A 14,393-nucleotide genomic window follows, 5' to 3' on the forward strand; every position below is an offset into this window, starting at 1 on the left:
AACGTGAAGGGGTGGTGTGCCCACGGTGTACCCGTGAGGCGCACCACCCCTGGGCTCCGCGCGTTACGCGTCGCCGCCCGCGACCCCCGGGTCGGCAGCCGACACGTCGAGCAGCTGGTACCGGTCGATGGCCTGCTTGAGCACCGACCGGTCGACCTTGCCCTCACGGGCCAGTTCGGTCAGCACCGCCACCACGATCGACTGCGCGTCGATGTGGAAGAAGCGGCGCGCCGCACCCCGGGTGTCGGCGAAGCCGAAGCCGTCCGCGCCGAGCGACTGGTAGGTCTGCGGCACCCAGCGCGCGATCTGGTCCGGAACCGACCGCATCCAGTCGGACACGGCCACGACCGGCCCCTGCGCCTCGGCCAGCTTCCGCGTCACGTACGGCACCCGCTGCTCCTCCTCGGGGTGCAGCAGGTTGTGCTCCTCGCAGGCCACGGCCTCGCGCCGCAGCTCGTTCCAGGAGGTCGCCGACCAGACGTCCGCCTTGACGTTCCACTCCTCGGCCAGGATCTTCTGCGCCTCGACCGCCCACGGCACCGCGACACCGGACGCCATGATCTGCGCCGGGATCGAGCCGCTCGTGCCCTCGCTGAAGCGGTAGACGCCCTTGAGGATGCCCTCGACGTCCACGTTCTCCGGCTCGGCCGGGTGCTGGATGGGCTCGTTGTAGACGGTCAGGTAGTAGAAGACGTCCTCGCCGTGCGGGTGCTCCTCGGAGCCGCCGTACATCCGGCGCAGCCCGTCCTTCACGATGTGCGCGATCTCGAAGCCGAACGCCGGGTCGTACGCGACGCAGCCCGGGTTCGTGGAGGCCAGCAGCTGGGAGTGGCCGTCCGCGTGCTGGAGACCCTCGCCGGTCAGGGTCGTACGGCCGGCGGTCGCGCCCAGGACGAAACCGCGCGCCAGCTGGTCGGCCATCTGCCAGAACTGGTCGCCGGTGCGCTGGAAGCCGAACATCGAGTAGAAGACGTAGACCGGGATCAGCGGCTCGCCGTGGGTCGCGTAGGCCGAGCCGGCGGCGATCAGGGAGGCCGTGCAGCCCGCCTCCGAGATGCCGTCGTGCAGCATCTGGCCGTTCGGCGACTCCTTGTAGGCGAGCAGCAGGTCACGGTCGACCGACTCGTACTGCTGGCCGAGCGGGTTGTAGATCTTCGCGCTCGGGAAGAACGAGTCCATGCCGAACGTGCGGTACTCGTCCGGCGCGATCAGCACGAACCGCTTGCCGATCTCCTTGTCCCGCATGAGGTCCTTGAGGAGCCGGACGAACGCCATCGTCGTCGCGATGGACTGCTGGCCCGAGCCCTTCTTCACGGTCGCGTACGTCTTGTCCTCGGGCAGCGGCAGCGGCTTGGACCGGACGACGCGGGTGGGGACGTAACCGCCGAGGCCCTTGCGGCGGTCGTGCATGTACTGGATCTCCTCCGAGTCCCGGCCCGGGTGGTAGTACGGCGGGACGCCGGACTCCAGCTCCTTGTCCGAGATCGGCAGGTGCAGACGGTCGCGGAAGCGCTTGAGGTCGTCGACCGTGAGCTTCTTCATCTGGTGCGTGGCGTTGCGGCCCTCGAAGTTCGGGCCCAGCGTCCAGCCCTTGATCGTCTTGGCCAGGATGACCGTCGGCTGGCCCTTGTGCTCCACGGCCGCCTTGTACGCCGCGAAGATCTTGCGGTGGTCGTGGCCGCCGCGCCCCAGGTGCAGGATCTGGTCGTCGGTCATGCCCTCGACCATCGCGCGCAGGCGGTGGTCGTCGCCGAAGAAGTGGTCGCGGATGTACGCGCCGGTCTCCGTGGCGTACGTCTGGAACTGTCCGTCGGGCGTGGTGTTCATCTTGTTGACCAGCACGCCGTCGCGGTCCTGGGCCAGCAGCGGGTCCCAGGTGCGGTCCCAGACCAGCTTGATCACGTTCCAGCCGGCGCCGCGGAAGACCGACTCCAGCTCCTGGATGATCTTGCCGTTGCCGCGCACCGGGCCGTCGAGGCGCTGGAGGTTGCAGTTGACCACGAAGGTCAGGTTGTCCAGGCCCTCGCGGGCGGCGAGCGTGAGCTGGCCCAGCGACTCCGGCTCGTCCATCTCGCCGTCGCCGAGGAACGCCCACACGTGCGACTTGGAGGTGTCGGCGATCCCGCGCGCGTGCATGTAGCGGTTCATGCGCGCCTGGTAGATCGCGCCGATCGGGCCGAGGCCCATCGACACCGTCGGGAACTCCCAGAAGTCCGGCATCAGGCGCGGGTGCGGGTACGACGACAGGCCGTACGGCGCCTTCGACTTCTCCTGGCGGAAGCCGTCCAGGTGCTGCTCGCTGAGCCGGTCCAGCATGAAGGCGCGGGCGTAGATGCCCGGCGAGGCGTGGCCCTGGAAGAAGACCTGGTCGCCGCCGTCGCCCTCGTCCTTGCCGCGGAAGAAGTGGTTGAAGCCGACGTCGTAGAGGGACGCGGAGGAGGCGAACGTGGCGATGTGGCCGCCGACGCCGATGCCGGGGCGCTGGGCCCGGGAGACCATCACGGCCGCGTTCCAGCGGGTCGCGTTGAGGATCTTGCGCTCGATCTCCTCGTTGCCCGGGAAGAACGGCTCGCTCTTGGTCGGGATGGTGTTGACGTAGTCCGTGCTGCGCATCTCCGGCACGGCCACGCGCTTCTCTCGGGCCCGCTCGATCAGCCGCAGCATCAGGTAGCGGGCGCGCTCGCGGCCGCGCTCGTCGACGGCGGCGTCGAGGGAGTCGAGCCACTCCTGCGTCTCTTCGGGATCGAAGTCAGGAACCTGACTCGGAAGGCCGCCAATGATGATCGGGTTGCGATCGGATGCGGAAGCCACGCTGTTCCTTACCTGTCAGAGGGCCGTGCGAGGGCCGCTGTTTCGCTGTCGTCGCTGGGCGTCGTCGCTGGGGGCTGCGCCGCTCCCCATGGTCCACCTAGGGGCCGTGAAACGTCATCTCTACCGATCGGTAACCCGAGCGTGAGATCGGCTCCATGACATATGGGGCGAATACTTTCGAGTCTCGTACCCACAGACGATTCCCAAACGCCCAAACAGGGCAGAAAGGTGTGGTGTACGTCACCTAGGGCCATGATGGTGTGCCTGGAGTTGCGGTGACACCGCCAGGATCGTCACCGTTTCGGCGGTCTGAACGGCCGGGTACTTGCGCGATCCGCCCCGCCCGTGTGGACTACGGCCAATGCTTCGCGCACGCGCGTGGCTGAGTTATTCCCAAGACATGATCAGGAGGCAACCCGTGAGCGCGACCGCGGACCACGCGGAGGAGCGGACGAACCCTGCCGCCAGGCTGGGGTTCCAGCCCGGGCAGGTGGTCCAGGAGATCGGCTACGACGAGGACGTGGATCAGGAGCTCCGCGAGGCCATCGAGGGCGTCATCGAGGGCGACCTGGTGGACGAGGACTACGACGACGTGGCCGACGCCGTTGTGCTGTGGTTCCGTGACGACGACGGCGACCTGACGGATGCGCTGGTCGATGCCACCACGTACATCGAAGAGGGCGGTGCCATCCTGCTCCTCACGCCGAAGACCGGCCGTTCGGGCTATGTGGAGCCGAGCGACATCTCGGAAGCCGCCACCACGGCGGGTCTGACGGCGTCCAAGAGCGTCAGCGTCGGCAAGGACTGGAGTGGCAGCCGGCTGGCGACGCCGAAGGCGGCGAAGTCCAAGCGATAGCCGTACGGGCGGGCCGGCACCGTCGGCCCGCCCACCGGCCTGTGCCGGCCCCTGCGTAGGGTGGTCTCACCCGAGAAGCCCCACGAAGGGACACCCACGACGATGGCGATCCAGGTCGGCGAGAAGGCCCCCGACTTCGAGCTCAAGGACAACCACGGCAGGGCCGTGCGGCTCTCCGAATTCCGCGGTTCCAAGAACGTCGTCCTCCTCTTCTACCCCTTCGCCTTCACCGGCGTGTGCACCGGCGAGCTGTGCGAGCTGCGCGACAACCTGCCGCAGTTCTCCGACCGCGACACCCAGCTGCTCGCCGTCTCCAACGACTCCATCCACACTCTGCGCGTCTTCGCCGAGCAGGAGGGCCTGGAGTACCCGCTGCTCTCCGACTTCTGGCCGCACGGCAACGTCTCGCGGGCCTACGGCGTCTTCGACGAGGACAAGGGCTGCGCGGTGCGCGGCACCTTCGTCATCGACAAGGAGGGCGTCGTGCGGTGGACCGTGGTCAACGGCCTGCCGGACGCACGCGACCTGAACGACTACGTGAAGGCGCTCGACTCCCTGTGACGCCGGTCGGGCGTCATGCGCTCGACACCCGCTGAATTGTCGGCTTCAGGGCCTGCGAGGGGCGGGAACCCGTCACTAGGATCGATTCGTTGATCCGACATCCGAGCACAACGGGGCATCCCGCCCCTGGACACCAATGGAGGACTCGTGGGAGTCAGCCTCAGCAAGGGCGGCAACGTATCGCTGACCAAGGAGGCGCCGGGCCTGACCGCGGTCATCGTCGGTCTGGGGTGGGACGTCCGCACCACGACCGGCACCGACTTCGACCTGGACGCCAGCGCGCTGCTGCTGAACAACTCCGGCAAGGTCGGCAACGACCAGCACTTCATCTTCTTCAACAACCTCAAGAGCCCGGACGGCTCCGTCGAGCACACCGGTGACAACCTCACCGGTGAGGGCGAGGGCGACGACGAGCAGATCAAGGTCAACCTCGCCACGGTCCCGGCCGACGTCGAGAAGATCGTCTTCCCGGTCTCCATCTATGACGCCGAGACCCGCCAGCAGTCGTTCGGCCAGGTGCGCAACGCGTTCATCCGCGTCGTGAACCAGGCCGGCGGCGCCGAGATCGCCCGGTACGACCTGAGCGAGGACGCCTCCACCGAGACCGCCATGGTCTTCGGTGAGCTCTACCGGCACGGCGCGGAGTGGAAGTTCCGCGCCATCGGCCAGGGCTACGCCTCGGGCCTGCGCGGCATCGCGCAGGACTTCGGCGTGAACGTCTGAGCCACCCGTAGGGCCCTGACGCCAGGCCCCCGGTTCTTCCTGTCCGGCGCCGCACGGTTTACGTGCGGCGCCGGACGCGCAGGACCACCTCAGTAAGAACACCCGGGGAGGGACATCAGCATGGGCGTCACGCTTGCCAAAGGGGGCAATGTCTCCCTGTCCAAGGCCGCACCGAACCTCACGCAGGTGATGGTCGGGCTCGGCTGGGACGCGCGCTCCACCACCGGAGCGCCGTTCGACCTCGACGCCAGCGCGCTGATGTGCAGCGGCGGGCGGGTGCTCGGGGACGAGTGGTTCGTCTTCTACAACCAGCTCAAGAGCCCGGACGGCTCGGTCGAGCACACCGGTGACAACCTCACCGGCGAGGGCGACGGCGACGACGAGTCGCTCCTGATCGACCTCTCCAAGGTGCCGCCCCAGTGCGACAAGATCGTCTTCCCCGTCTCCATCCACCTGGCCGACGAGCGCGGCCAGACCTTCGGCCAGGTCAGCAACGCCTTCATCCGCGTGGTGAACCAGGCCGACGGCCAGGAACTCGCCCGCTACGACCTCAGCGAGGACGCCTCCACGGAGACCGCGATGATCTTCGGCGAGGTCTACCGCTACCAGGGCGAGTGGAAGTTCAGGGCGGTCGGCCAGGGGTACGCGTCGGGTCTCCGCGGCATCGCCATGGATTTCGGGGTCAACGTCTCATAACGCGATATGAGCAAAAAGCAGGGCCTCGTGGGGCGCGGAGGGGGCCCGACTAGACTTCGGCTTCAAAAGTTTCGTAAAGCCGGGTACGGCGCGGGGGAGCCCCGTACACACACGATTGGGTAGCCAGTGGTTCTGAAAACCTTCGGGTGGTCGTTCGCGGTCACCGCGCTCGGCCTGGTCGCAGCGATCTTCTACGGAGGGTGGGCCGCGTTCGGTGTCGTAGCGATCCTGTCCGTCCTCGAGATCTCGCTGTCCTTCGACAACGCGGTGGTCAACGCCGGGATCCTGAAGAAGATGAATGCCTTCTGGCAGAAGATCTTCCTCACGATCGGCATTCTGATCGCCGTCTTCGGTATGCGGCTGGTCTTCCCCGTCGTGATCGTCGCCATCAGTGCCCAGCTCGGGCCGATCGAGGCCGTCGACCTCGCGCTCACCGACAAGGACCAGTACCAGCAGTACGTCACCGACGCCCATCCGTCGATCGCCGCCTTCGGTGGCATGTTCCTGCTGATGATCTTCCTGGACTTCGTCTTCGAGGACCGGGACATCAAGTGGCTCGGCTGGCTGGAGCGTCCGCTGGCCAAGCTCGGCAAGGTCGACATGCTGTCGGTCTGCATCGCCCTGATCGTCCTGCTGATCTCCGCGATGACCTTCGGCGCCAACGCCCACCAGCACGGTGGCACCCACGCCGACAAGGCGGAGACCGTCCTGCTCTCCGGCGTCGCCGGCCTGATCACCTACATGATCGTCGGCGGTCTCTCCGGCTACTTCGAGGACAAGCTCGAAGAGGAGGAGGAGCGCGAGCACGAGGCGGAGGAGAAGGCCGCCCGCGAGGGCAAGCCCAAGTCGGCCATCCAGCTGGCCGGCAAGGCCGCGTTCTTCATGTTCCTCTACCTGGAGGTCCTGGACGCGTCCTTCTCCTTCGACGGCGTGATCGGCGCCTTCGCCATCACCAACGACATCGTCCTGATGGCCCTCGGCCTCGGCATCGGCGCCATGTACGTCCGGTCGCTCACGGTCTACCTGGTCCGCGAGGGCACCCTCGACGACTACGTCTACCTGGAGCACGGCGCGCACTACGCCATCGGCGCGCTCGCCCTGGTCCTGCTCGTCACCATCCAGTACGAGATCAACGAGTTCATCACCGGCATGATCGGCGTCGTCCTGATCGGTGCCTCCTTCTGGTCCTCGGTGCGCCGCAACCGCGCCATCGCGGCGGCCGAGGGAAAAGCCGGCTCGGGCGAGAAGACTGAGGTCTCGTCCGGGGTGTGACACCCGTCCGGGAGAGGAACGCTCTGAGCGGGGCGGCCACCGAGGTGCTCCTCGGCGGCCGCCCCGTCGGTCGTCAACGGCCGTGGGTACGGCGATGACCTGCGGTCTCCAAGTGAACGTGGGGGCGGAATGGGCCTGTTCGACGGACTCCGGCGCGGCGATGTGCAGTTCGACTCGGGCAACGCGACAACCAACGCGATCGAGCTGACCAAGCGGCGCGCGCAGATATCACTCACCAAACAGGACGCGGCCAACGGCCATCTGCGGGTCAACCTGAGCTGGCGGATGCGCACGTCCGACATCGGCGGCCCGCAGCGCGAGAGCCTGCTGCGGCACCCCTTCAGGGCACTCAAGCCGCCGGAGGTCATCGGCCACAGCCAGAGCGTGGTCAACGTCGACCTCGACCTGGGCTGCCTGTACGAACTCCAGGACGGCACCAAGGGCGTCGTCCAGCCCCTCGGCGGCTACTTCGGCGACGTCAACGCCCCGCCGTACGTCAAGCTCAGCGGCGACGACCGCTTCGGCTCCGGGTCCGGCGAGACGATGTACATCAACCTCGACCACCGCGACAGCATCAAGCGGCTCCTGGTCTTCGTCTACATCTACGACCAGACACCCGCCTTCGACCGGGCCCACGCCATCGTCACCCTCTACCCGAGCAACGGCCCGCGCATCGAGATCCACCTCGACGAACGCCAGCCGCAGGCCCGCTCCTGCGCCGTCGTCATGATCGAGAAGGTCAAGAACGAGATCATCGTGCGCCGCGAGGCGAAGTTCGTCTACGGGTTCCAGGCGGAGCTGGACCGGCTGTACGGGTGGGGGCTCCAGTGGGGGCGGGGCTACAAGACGAAGGTCTAGGGCTGTTCGAAACGACAGGCCCTGGCCGGGACGGGCCCTCGTGGGCCCGTGCCTAGCGGCCGATGAACTGCGGCCCCTGCGGGGGCAGCCGGAAGTCCGGGTCGGGGGCCGCGGTGACCGGCGGCGGGTAGCCGTAGCCGGTCTGCGCCCCCGTGACGCCCGCCGTGGCCGGTGCCGGGGGATAGCCGTACGCGGGCCGGTTCGTGGGCTGCGGATAGCCGTACGCCGGCTGGGTCGTCGCCGGCTGCTGGGGCGGATACCCGTACCCGGGCTGCGCGGGCACCGCGGTCGGCTGCTCCGGTGGCAGCGGCCGGGACAGCTCGGGGGAGGGCTGGACCGTGGCGGGGGGCTGCTGAGCGGGGCCGGCGGTCGTCGGCTGGGCGGGTGCGGTCGTGGTCGGGGGTGCGGTCGTGGTCGGGGGTGCGGGCACGGTCGTCGTCGGCTCCTCGGCCGCCGCCTCCGACTCGTCCACCGAGATGCCGTAGTCGGTCGCGAGCCCCTTCAGCCCGTTCTTGTAGCCCTCGCCCAGCGCCCGGAACTTCCAGCCCTCTCCGCGCCGGTACAGCTCGCCGCAGATCAGCGCGGTCTCCTCGCCCGTCTCCGGCTTGACGTCGAAGTACGCCAGCGCCTCCGCGCCGGTGTCCGCCGCGTCGTACAGCAGAATGCGCAGGTCCCGTACGCGGTCGAATGCGACGCCGTCCGCCGATGCGACCAGCAGAATCCGGCTGACCTCCGCCTCGACACCGGTGAGATCTGTCTGGATCGTATCGGTCAGGCCCTCGGCGACCCGCTTCTTGCCGAGCCGCCACACCTTCCCGGAGGGGTGCCGGGGCTGGTTGTAGAAGACGAAGTCCTCGTCGGAGCGCACACGACCGTCGGGGCCGAGGAGCAGCGCGGAGGCGTCGACGTCCGGAACCCCCTGCCCGGGTGTCCAGCGCAGCACGGCGCGCACCGTGGTGGCTTCCAGCGGGACGTTCGACCCCTTCAGCATCGCGTGCGTCATGCGGTCATCCTGCCTTCTCGGTCCTGCTCACGACAACGCGGGGGGCCGCGGCGCCAGGAGCGGCGCCGAGGGCCGACGGGGACTACCGTCGTCATGGCCGGGCTCGGCTGTGCTTGCCCGCGTTACCTGAAATTCATGCCTGAAGGGAACCTCTGACATGGACTTCTACGTACTATTACCGGCCAGCTTTCGACGATTCGCAGGCCGCACCACCACCACGGGGGAGTTCCATGCGTCATTTCGGGCACATCGCCCCTGAGGTGCGGAAGCGTCTCTTCTACCGCGAGCCGTGCACCTTCACACCGGACTCCCCGGCCCGGCTGCTCTCGGCCGCCCTGGGCGCCACCCTCTACAGCCCGGCCACCCGGCCGCGCCTCGCCGACGACGTCCTCAAGCAGGCCGGGCGTGGCGTGGTCTCGATGGTGCTGTGCCTGGAGGACTCGATCGACGACGCGGACGTCGGCCCGGGCGAGGAGAACCTCGTCCGCCAGTTCACCGCACTCGCCGGCCTCCCGGACGCGGACCTGCCGCTGCTGTTCATCCGGGTCCGCGTCCCCGAGCAGATCCCCGACCTGGTACGACGCCTCGGCCCCGCCGCCCGCCTGCTGTCCGGATTCGTACTGCCCAAGTTCACCGAGGAGCGCGGCATCCCCTTCCTCGAGGCCCTGACGACCGCCGAGGCCGAAAGCGATCGCCGCCTTTTCGCCATGCCGGTGCTGGAGTCGCCGGAGCTGCTCTACCGGGAGTCGCGCGTGGAGACCCTGGAGGGCATCTTCCGCGCGATCGACAAGTACCGCGACCGCGTCCTCGCCCTGCGCCTCGGCGTGACGGACTTCTGCTCCTCCTACGGACTGCGCAGAGGCCCCGACATGACGGCGTACGACGTGCAGATCGTCGCCTCCGTGATCGCCGACGTGGTGAACATGCTGGGCCGCGCCGACGGGACCGGCTTCACCGTGACCGGGCCGGTGTGGGAGTACTTCCGCGTCCAGGAGCGCATGTTCAAGCCGCAGCTGCGGCAGAGCCCCTTCCTGGAGGTGCAGGCCGCGGACCTGCGCGAGAAGCTGATTGAGCACGCCATGGACGGCCTGCTCAGGGAGATTTCCCTGGACCACGCCAACGGCCTGCTGGGCAAGACCTGCATCCACCCCTCGCACGTGCTGCCGGTGCACGCCCTGTCGGTCGTCAGCCACGAGGAGTTCTCGGACGCCCAGGACATCCTGCGCCCCGAGCGCGGCGGCGGGGGTGTGCTGAGGTCGGCCTACACGAACAAGATGAACGAGGTGAAGCCGCATCGGGCCTGGGCCGAGCGGACCCTGCTGCGTGCCGAGGTTTTCGGCGTGGCGAACGAGGACATCGGCTTCGTGGAACTGCTCGCGGCGGGACTGCCGGGCTGAAGGCACGACGCAAGGGATCCATGGAGAAGGCGGAGAAGGCGGAGAAGGCAGTGAACGAGGGGGAGCACCACCAGGTGCGCGACGAGGCCGACGGCGTCTGGTCCGGCAGCTGGGTCGCCGAGCGGCTGGGCGTCGAGCTCGTCGGCGACGACCGGCTGACCGACCTGCTGGGGCTGGCGCTGCGCCGCAACCCCAAGCGGGCCCATCTGCTGGTGTCGAACGTGCTGGGCAAGCACGTGCCGCAGTCGCCGTCCGTCGTGTACGGCTACGGGGTGGAGCTCGGCCGCCGCGTCCGTGACCTGCTGGGCGAGGAAGAGGCACGCGCGGCGGTCGTCCTCGGCTACGCGGAGACCGCTACCGGCCTCGGCCACTCCGTCGCCGACGGGCTGGGCCTCGCCCCCTGCCTGCACTCCACCCGCCGCCCGGTCGCCGGTCTCACCCCGGCCGGCGGCTTCGAGGAGTCCCACTCGCACGCGACCTCGCACCTGCTGCTGCCGGAGGATCCCGCGCTGCTCACGGGCGACGGGCCGCTGGTCCTGGTCGACGACGAGTTCTCCACGGGCAACACCGTGCTCAACACCATCCGGGATCTTCACCAGCGGTATCCGCGGCGCCGGTACGTCGTGGTGGCGCTGGTGGACATGCGGTCGGCGGCGGACGCCGGCCGGCTGGAGGAGTTCGCCCGCGAGATCGGCGCCCGCGTGGACCTGGTCACGGCGGCCTCGGGGACCGTGCGGCTGCCCGAGGGGGTGCTGGAGAAGGGGCAGGAGCTGGTGGCGCGGTACGAGTCGGAGGGTTCGTCGGCGGGTGCGGGCCGGTGGGGGCTGGTCGCGCACCCGGACGACAGCGGCACCGACCCCCACGCCACCCGCATAGACCTGCACTGGCCCTCCGACCTGCCGGACGGCGGCCGGCACGGGTTCACTCCCGCGCATCGGGAGCGCCTGGAGGCCGCCCTGCCCGGCATGGCGGCCCGGATCGCCGAGGCACTGCCCGCCGGCGCCCGGCGCGTGCTCGTCCTCGGCTTCGAGGAGCTCATGTACGCCCCGCTGCGGCTCGCCGAGGCACTGGAGCGGACGACGGACGCCGAGGTCCGCTACTCGACCACCACCCGCTCGCCCGTCCTCGCCGTCGACGACCCCGGCTACGCGATACGCACCCGCCTGGTCTTCCCCGCCCACGACGACCCCGCCGACGGCCCCGGCGAGCGGTACGCCTACAACGTCGCCGGCGCCGGCTTCGACGCCGTCGTCGCCGTCGTCGACTCGGCCGCCGACACGCCCCGGCTGCACGCGCCCGACGGCCTGCTGGCCCGGCTCGCCGCGCACACGCCGCAGGTCCTCCTCGCCGTCGTACCGTCGTACGTCCCCGAGACCCCGCACGCCCCCGAAAGGCCCTCCATGCTGCCCGAGCCCCTCCGCGGCCCCGCCTTCTCCTCGTACGCGCCCGAGGAGGTCGGCTGGCTGCTCCAGGACCTCTCGGACGTGACCCTGGAGGCGCCGACGGAGGAGCGCGAGGAGGCCATTCAGAGCGGCGGCGCCCACTACGCCGAGTCGCTGCCCGTGGAGTACCAGCCCACCGAGGAGTACCAGGAGCTGTTCCACGCGGCGCTGGAGACCTCGGCGGCCCGCATCGCCCGGGCGGTCGGCGTCGTCACCGAGACGGTCCTCGCCGAACGGTCCCCCCGCCCCGTCCTGGTCTCCCTGGCCCGCGCCGGCACCCCGATCGGCATCCTGATGCGCCGCTGGGCCCAGCACCGGCACGGCCTCGACCTGCCCCACTACGCCGTGTCGATCGTCCGCGGCCGCGGCATCGACGCCAACGCGCTGCGCTGGCTCGCCGAGCACCACGACCCTCGCGACGTCGTCTTCGTCGACGGCTGGACCGGCAAGGGCGCCATCACCCGCGAACTCGCCCAGGCCCTGGAGGAGTTCGAGAAGTCCGACGGCATCACCGGCTTCAACCCCGAGATCGCGGTCCTCGCCGACCCGGGCTCCTGCGTACGGACCTACGGCACCCGCGAGGACTTCCTCGTCCCCTCCGCCTGCCTCAACTCCACCGTGTCCGGCCTGATCTCGCGGACCGTGCTGCGCGCGGACCTGGTCGGCCCGCACGACTTCCACGGCGCCAAGTTCTACCGCGAACTCGCCGGCACCGACGTCTCGGTGACCTTCCTCGACGCCGTGTCCGCCCGCTTCCCCGAGGTCACGGACGCCGCCTGCGCCCAGGCCAAGGACCTGCTCGCCGCCGACCGCTCGCCCACCTGGGAGGGCTGGGCCGCCGTCGAGCGCATCAGTGAGGAGTACGGCATCCACGACGTGAACCTCGTCAAGCCCGGCGTCGGCGAGACCACCCGGGTCATGCTCCGCCGCGTGCCCTGGAAGGTCCTGGCACGCGCCGGGGCGGGCAGCGACCTCGACCACGTCCGCCTGCTGGCCGAGCAACGCGGAGTGCCCGTCGAGGAGGTCGCCGACCTGCCCTACACCTGCGTCGGCCTGATCCACCCCAAGTACACCCGGGGCGCGACCGGCGCCGACGGCAAGGCGGTGACGGTCTGATGCCCGTACTCGTCGCGAGCGATCTCGATCGCACACTGATCTACTCCTCCGCGGCTCTGGCGCTGACCATGCCGGACGCCCGGGCGCCCCGGCTGCTGTGCGTGGAAGTGCACGAGAGCAAGCCGCTGTCGTACATGACGGAGACGGCGGCCCAGCTCCTCACCGACCTGGGCGACGCGGCCGTGTTCGTGCCGACGACGACCCGGACGCGCAAGCAGTACCAGCGCATCAACCTGCCGGGCCCCGAACCCGCCTACGCGATCTGCGCGAACGGCGGCCACCTCATGGTGGACGGCGTCTCGGACCCCGACTGGCACGCGCAGGTGACCGCACGGCTGGCCGACCAGTGCGCGCCCCTGGCCGAGGTGCAGGAACACCTGCTGAGGGCCGCGGACCCGGTCTGGGTGCGCAAGCACCGCGTCGCCGACGACCTCTTCGCCTACCTCGTCGTCGAGCGTGAACTGCTGAACGAGGACTGGGTGAAGGAACTCGCGGTGTGGGCGGAGAACCGCGGCTGGACCGTGTCCCTCCAGGGCCGCAAGATCTACGCCGTCCCCAAGCCCCTCACCAAGAGCGCGGCGATGCGCGAGGTGGCCCGACGGACCGGCGCCGATCTCACCCTCGCCGCGGGTGACTCCCTGCTCGATACCGACCTGCTCCTCGCGGCGGACCAGGGCTGGCGCCCGGGCCACGGGGAGCTGGCCGACGCCGGCTTCACGGCTCCCTCGATCAGAGTGCTTCCCGAGCGGGGCGTTCTCGCGGGGGAGCGGATCCTGCGGGAGTTTCTGGGGGCAGTGCGGGGCGCCTGAGAACTCGGGTGGGCTGGTCGTCGTGCGGGTGCGGCTTCGTCGTGGCTTGTCGCGCCGTTCCCCGCGCCCCCTTGGGGCGTCGTAGCAGCCGTATCCCGAGGAACGCCGCCACCGCCACGGCGGCCACGGCGAGGACCACCTTCGAGTAGGCGGAGACGATGTCCGTGACCTGGTGCCAGTTGGCGCCCAAGGTGTAGCCCGCGAGCACGAACACCGTGTTCCATATCGCACTGCCGAGCGTGGTCAGCCCCAGGAACACCGGCAGGCGCATGCGCTCGACACCCGCCGGCACGGAGATCAGACTGCGGAAGATCGGGATCATCCGGCCGAAGAACACCGCCTTCGTGCCGTGCCGCAGGAACCACGCCTCCGTCCGCTCGATGTCCGAGACCTTCACCAGCGGCAGCCGGGCCGCTATCGCCACCGTCCGGTCACGGCCGAGCAGCGCACCGATTCCGTACAGCGCGAGGGCGCCTATCACCGAGCCGGCCGTCGTCCACAGCAGGACGGCGAGCAGGCTCATCCGCCCGCTGCTCGCGGCGAACCCGGCGAGCGGCAGGATCACCTCGCTGGGCAGGGGCGGGAACAGGTTCTCCAGGGCGATGGCGAGACCGGCACCCGGCGCGCCCAGCGCGTCCATGAGGTCGTTGACCCACTGCGGCCCGGCGTCCGCGGCCGGACCTGCCGCGACCGCGTCCGCTGTGATCGTGTGCGCTGCGATGGCTGTCATGCCGACCACGCTAGAAAATCGGAGCTGAAGGATCCCTGAGGAAATCCGCACGATGCCGTGCGGTTCACCGCAGTCCCGAATTGCGGTTTTCCGCAGTGTGCGGCGCCCCCGCGCCCGGC

Annotated in this window: 12 protein-coding genes; 9 read left to right on the forward strand and 3 right to left on the reverse strand. The window is 69.6% G+C overall.

The features are described from left to right. Positions 1 to 63 precede the first annotated feature (63 nt). Positions 64 to 2,811 carry a pyruvate dehydrogenase (acetyl-transferring), homodimeric type gene (aceE, locus tag IE255_RS03755; protein WP_190048637.1) on the reverse strand — a complete coding sequence of 916 codons (2,748 nt, stop codon included), beginning with the start codon at positions 2,809 to 2,811 and terminating at the stop codon, positions 64 to 66. A 418-nt stretch (positions 2,812 to 3,229) separates the two neighbouring features. Between aceE and IE255_RS03760 the strand changes: the two genes are divergently transcribed. The 6 genes from IE255_RS03760 (at position 3,230) to IE255_RS03785 (ending at position 7,777) form a co-directional block, all read left to right on the forward strand. Beyond that, entirely contained in the window at positions 3,230 to 3,667 is a 438-nt protein-coding gene (locus IE255_RS03760) for a DUF3052 domain-containing protein (protein ID WP_190048638.1), read from the forward strand. A gap of 102 nt (positions 3,668 to 3,769) precedes the next feature. Then, positions 3,770 to 4,228: a peroxiredoxin gene (locus IE255_RS03765; RefSeq protein ID WP_190048639.1), complete on the forward strand. Its 459-nt coding sequence runs from the start codon at positions 3,770 to 3,772 to the stop codon at positions 4,226 to 4,228. 147 nt (positions 4,229 to 4,375) lie between these two features. After that, entirely contained in the window at positions 4,376 to 4,951 is a 576-nt protein-coding gene (locus IE255_RS03770; protein WP_190048640.1) for a calcium homeostasis/redox stress adaptation protein, read from the forward strand. 120 nt (positions 4,952 to 5,071) lie between these two features. Next, the gene (locus IE255_RS03775; RefSeq protein WP_190048641.1) at positions 5,072 to 5,647 is read left to right on the forward strand and encodes a TerD family protein; all 576 of its coding nucleotides are present in this window, start codon (positions 5,072 to 5,074) and stop codon (positions 5,645 to 5,647) included. A 126-nt stretch (positions 5,648 to 5,773) separates the two neighbouring features. Next, complete coding sequence (locus IE255_RS03780) at positions 5,774 to 6,919, forward strand: DUF475 domain-containing protein (protein ID WP_190048642.1); 1,146 nt, start codon at positions 5,774 to 5,776, stop codon at positions 6,917 to 6,919. A gap of 129 nt (positions 6,920 to 7,048) precedes the next feature. Further along, positions 7,049 to 7,777, forward strand: a complete 729-nt coding sequence (locus tag IE255_RS03785) for a TerD family protein (protein WP_190048643.1) — start codon at positions 7,049 to 7,051, stop codon at positions 7,775 to 7,777. Positions 7,778 to 7,829: 52 nt separating this feature from the next. Here the strand turns inward: IE255_RS03785 and IE255_RS03790 are convergent, their stop codons facing one another. Continuing rightward, positions 7,830 to 8,780, reverse strand: a complete 951-nt coding sequence (locus IE255_RS03790) for a TerD family protein (RefSeq protein WP_190048644.1) — start codon at positions 8,778 to 8,780, stop codon at positions 7,830 to 7,832. A 230-nt stretch (positions 8,781 to 9,010) separates the two neighbouring features. On the opposite strand from IE255_RS03790, the gene IE255_RS03795 reads away from it, so the two are divergent. Genes IE255_RS03795 through IE255_RS03805 form a run of 3 tightly spaced genes read left to right on the forward strand, consistent with a single transcriptional unit; the run spans position 9,011 to position 13,544 of the window. Next, positions 9,011 to 10,177: an HpcH/HpaI aldolase/citrate lyase family protein gene (locus IE255_RS03795; RefSeq protein ID WP_190048645.1), complete on the forward strand. Its 1,167-nt coding sequence runs from the start codon at positions 9,011 to 9,013 to the stop codon at positions 10,175 to 10,177. Positions 10,178 to 10,197: 20 nt separating this feature from the next. Then, a complete protein-coding gene (locus IE255_RS03800; RefSeq protein WP_229906272.1) occupies positions 10,198 to 12,735 on the forward strand; it encodes a phosphoribosyltransferase in 2,538 nt (845 codons plus the stop codon). Next, complete coding sequence (locus IE255_RS03805; RefSeq protein WP_190048646.1) at positions 12,735 to 13,544, forward strand: HAD family hydrolase; 810 nt, start codon at positions 12,735 to 12,737, stop codon at positions 13,542 to 13,544. Before IE255_RS03800 ends, IE255_RS03805 begins: the two co-directional genes overlap by 1 nt. Here the strand turns inward: IE255_RS03805 and IE255_RS03810 are convergent. Continuing rightward, positions 13,465 to 14,274 (reverse strand): DedA family protein, encoded by an 810-nt coding sequence (locus tag IE255_RS03810; RefSeq protein ID WP_190048647.1) that lies wholly within the window; start codon positions 14,272 to 14,274, stop codon positions 13,465 to 13,467. The two genes, IE255_RS03805 and IE255_RS03810, sit on opposite strands and share 80 nt — an antisense overlap. Positions 14,275 to 14,393 lie beyond the last annotated feature (119 nt).

The sequence above is a fragment of the Streptomyces lomondensis genome, assembly GCF_014651035.1.
GTDB classification, from domain to species: Bacteria; Actinomycetota; Actinomycetes; order Streptomycetales; family Streptomycetaceae; genus Streptomyces; species Streptomyces lomondensis.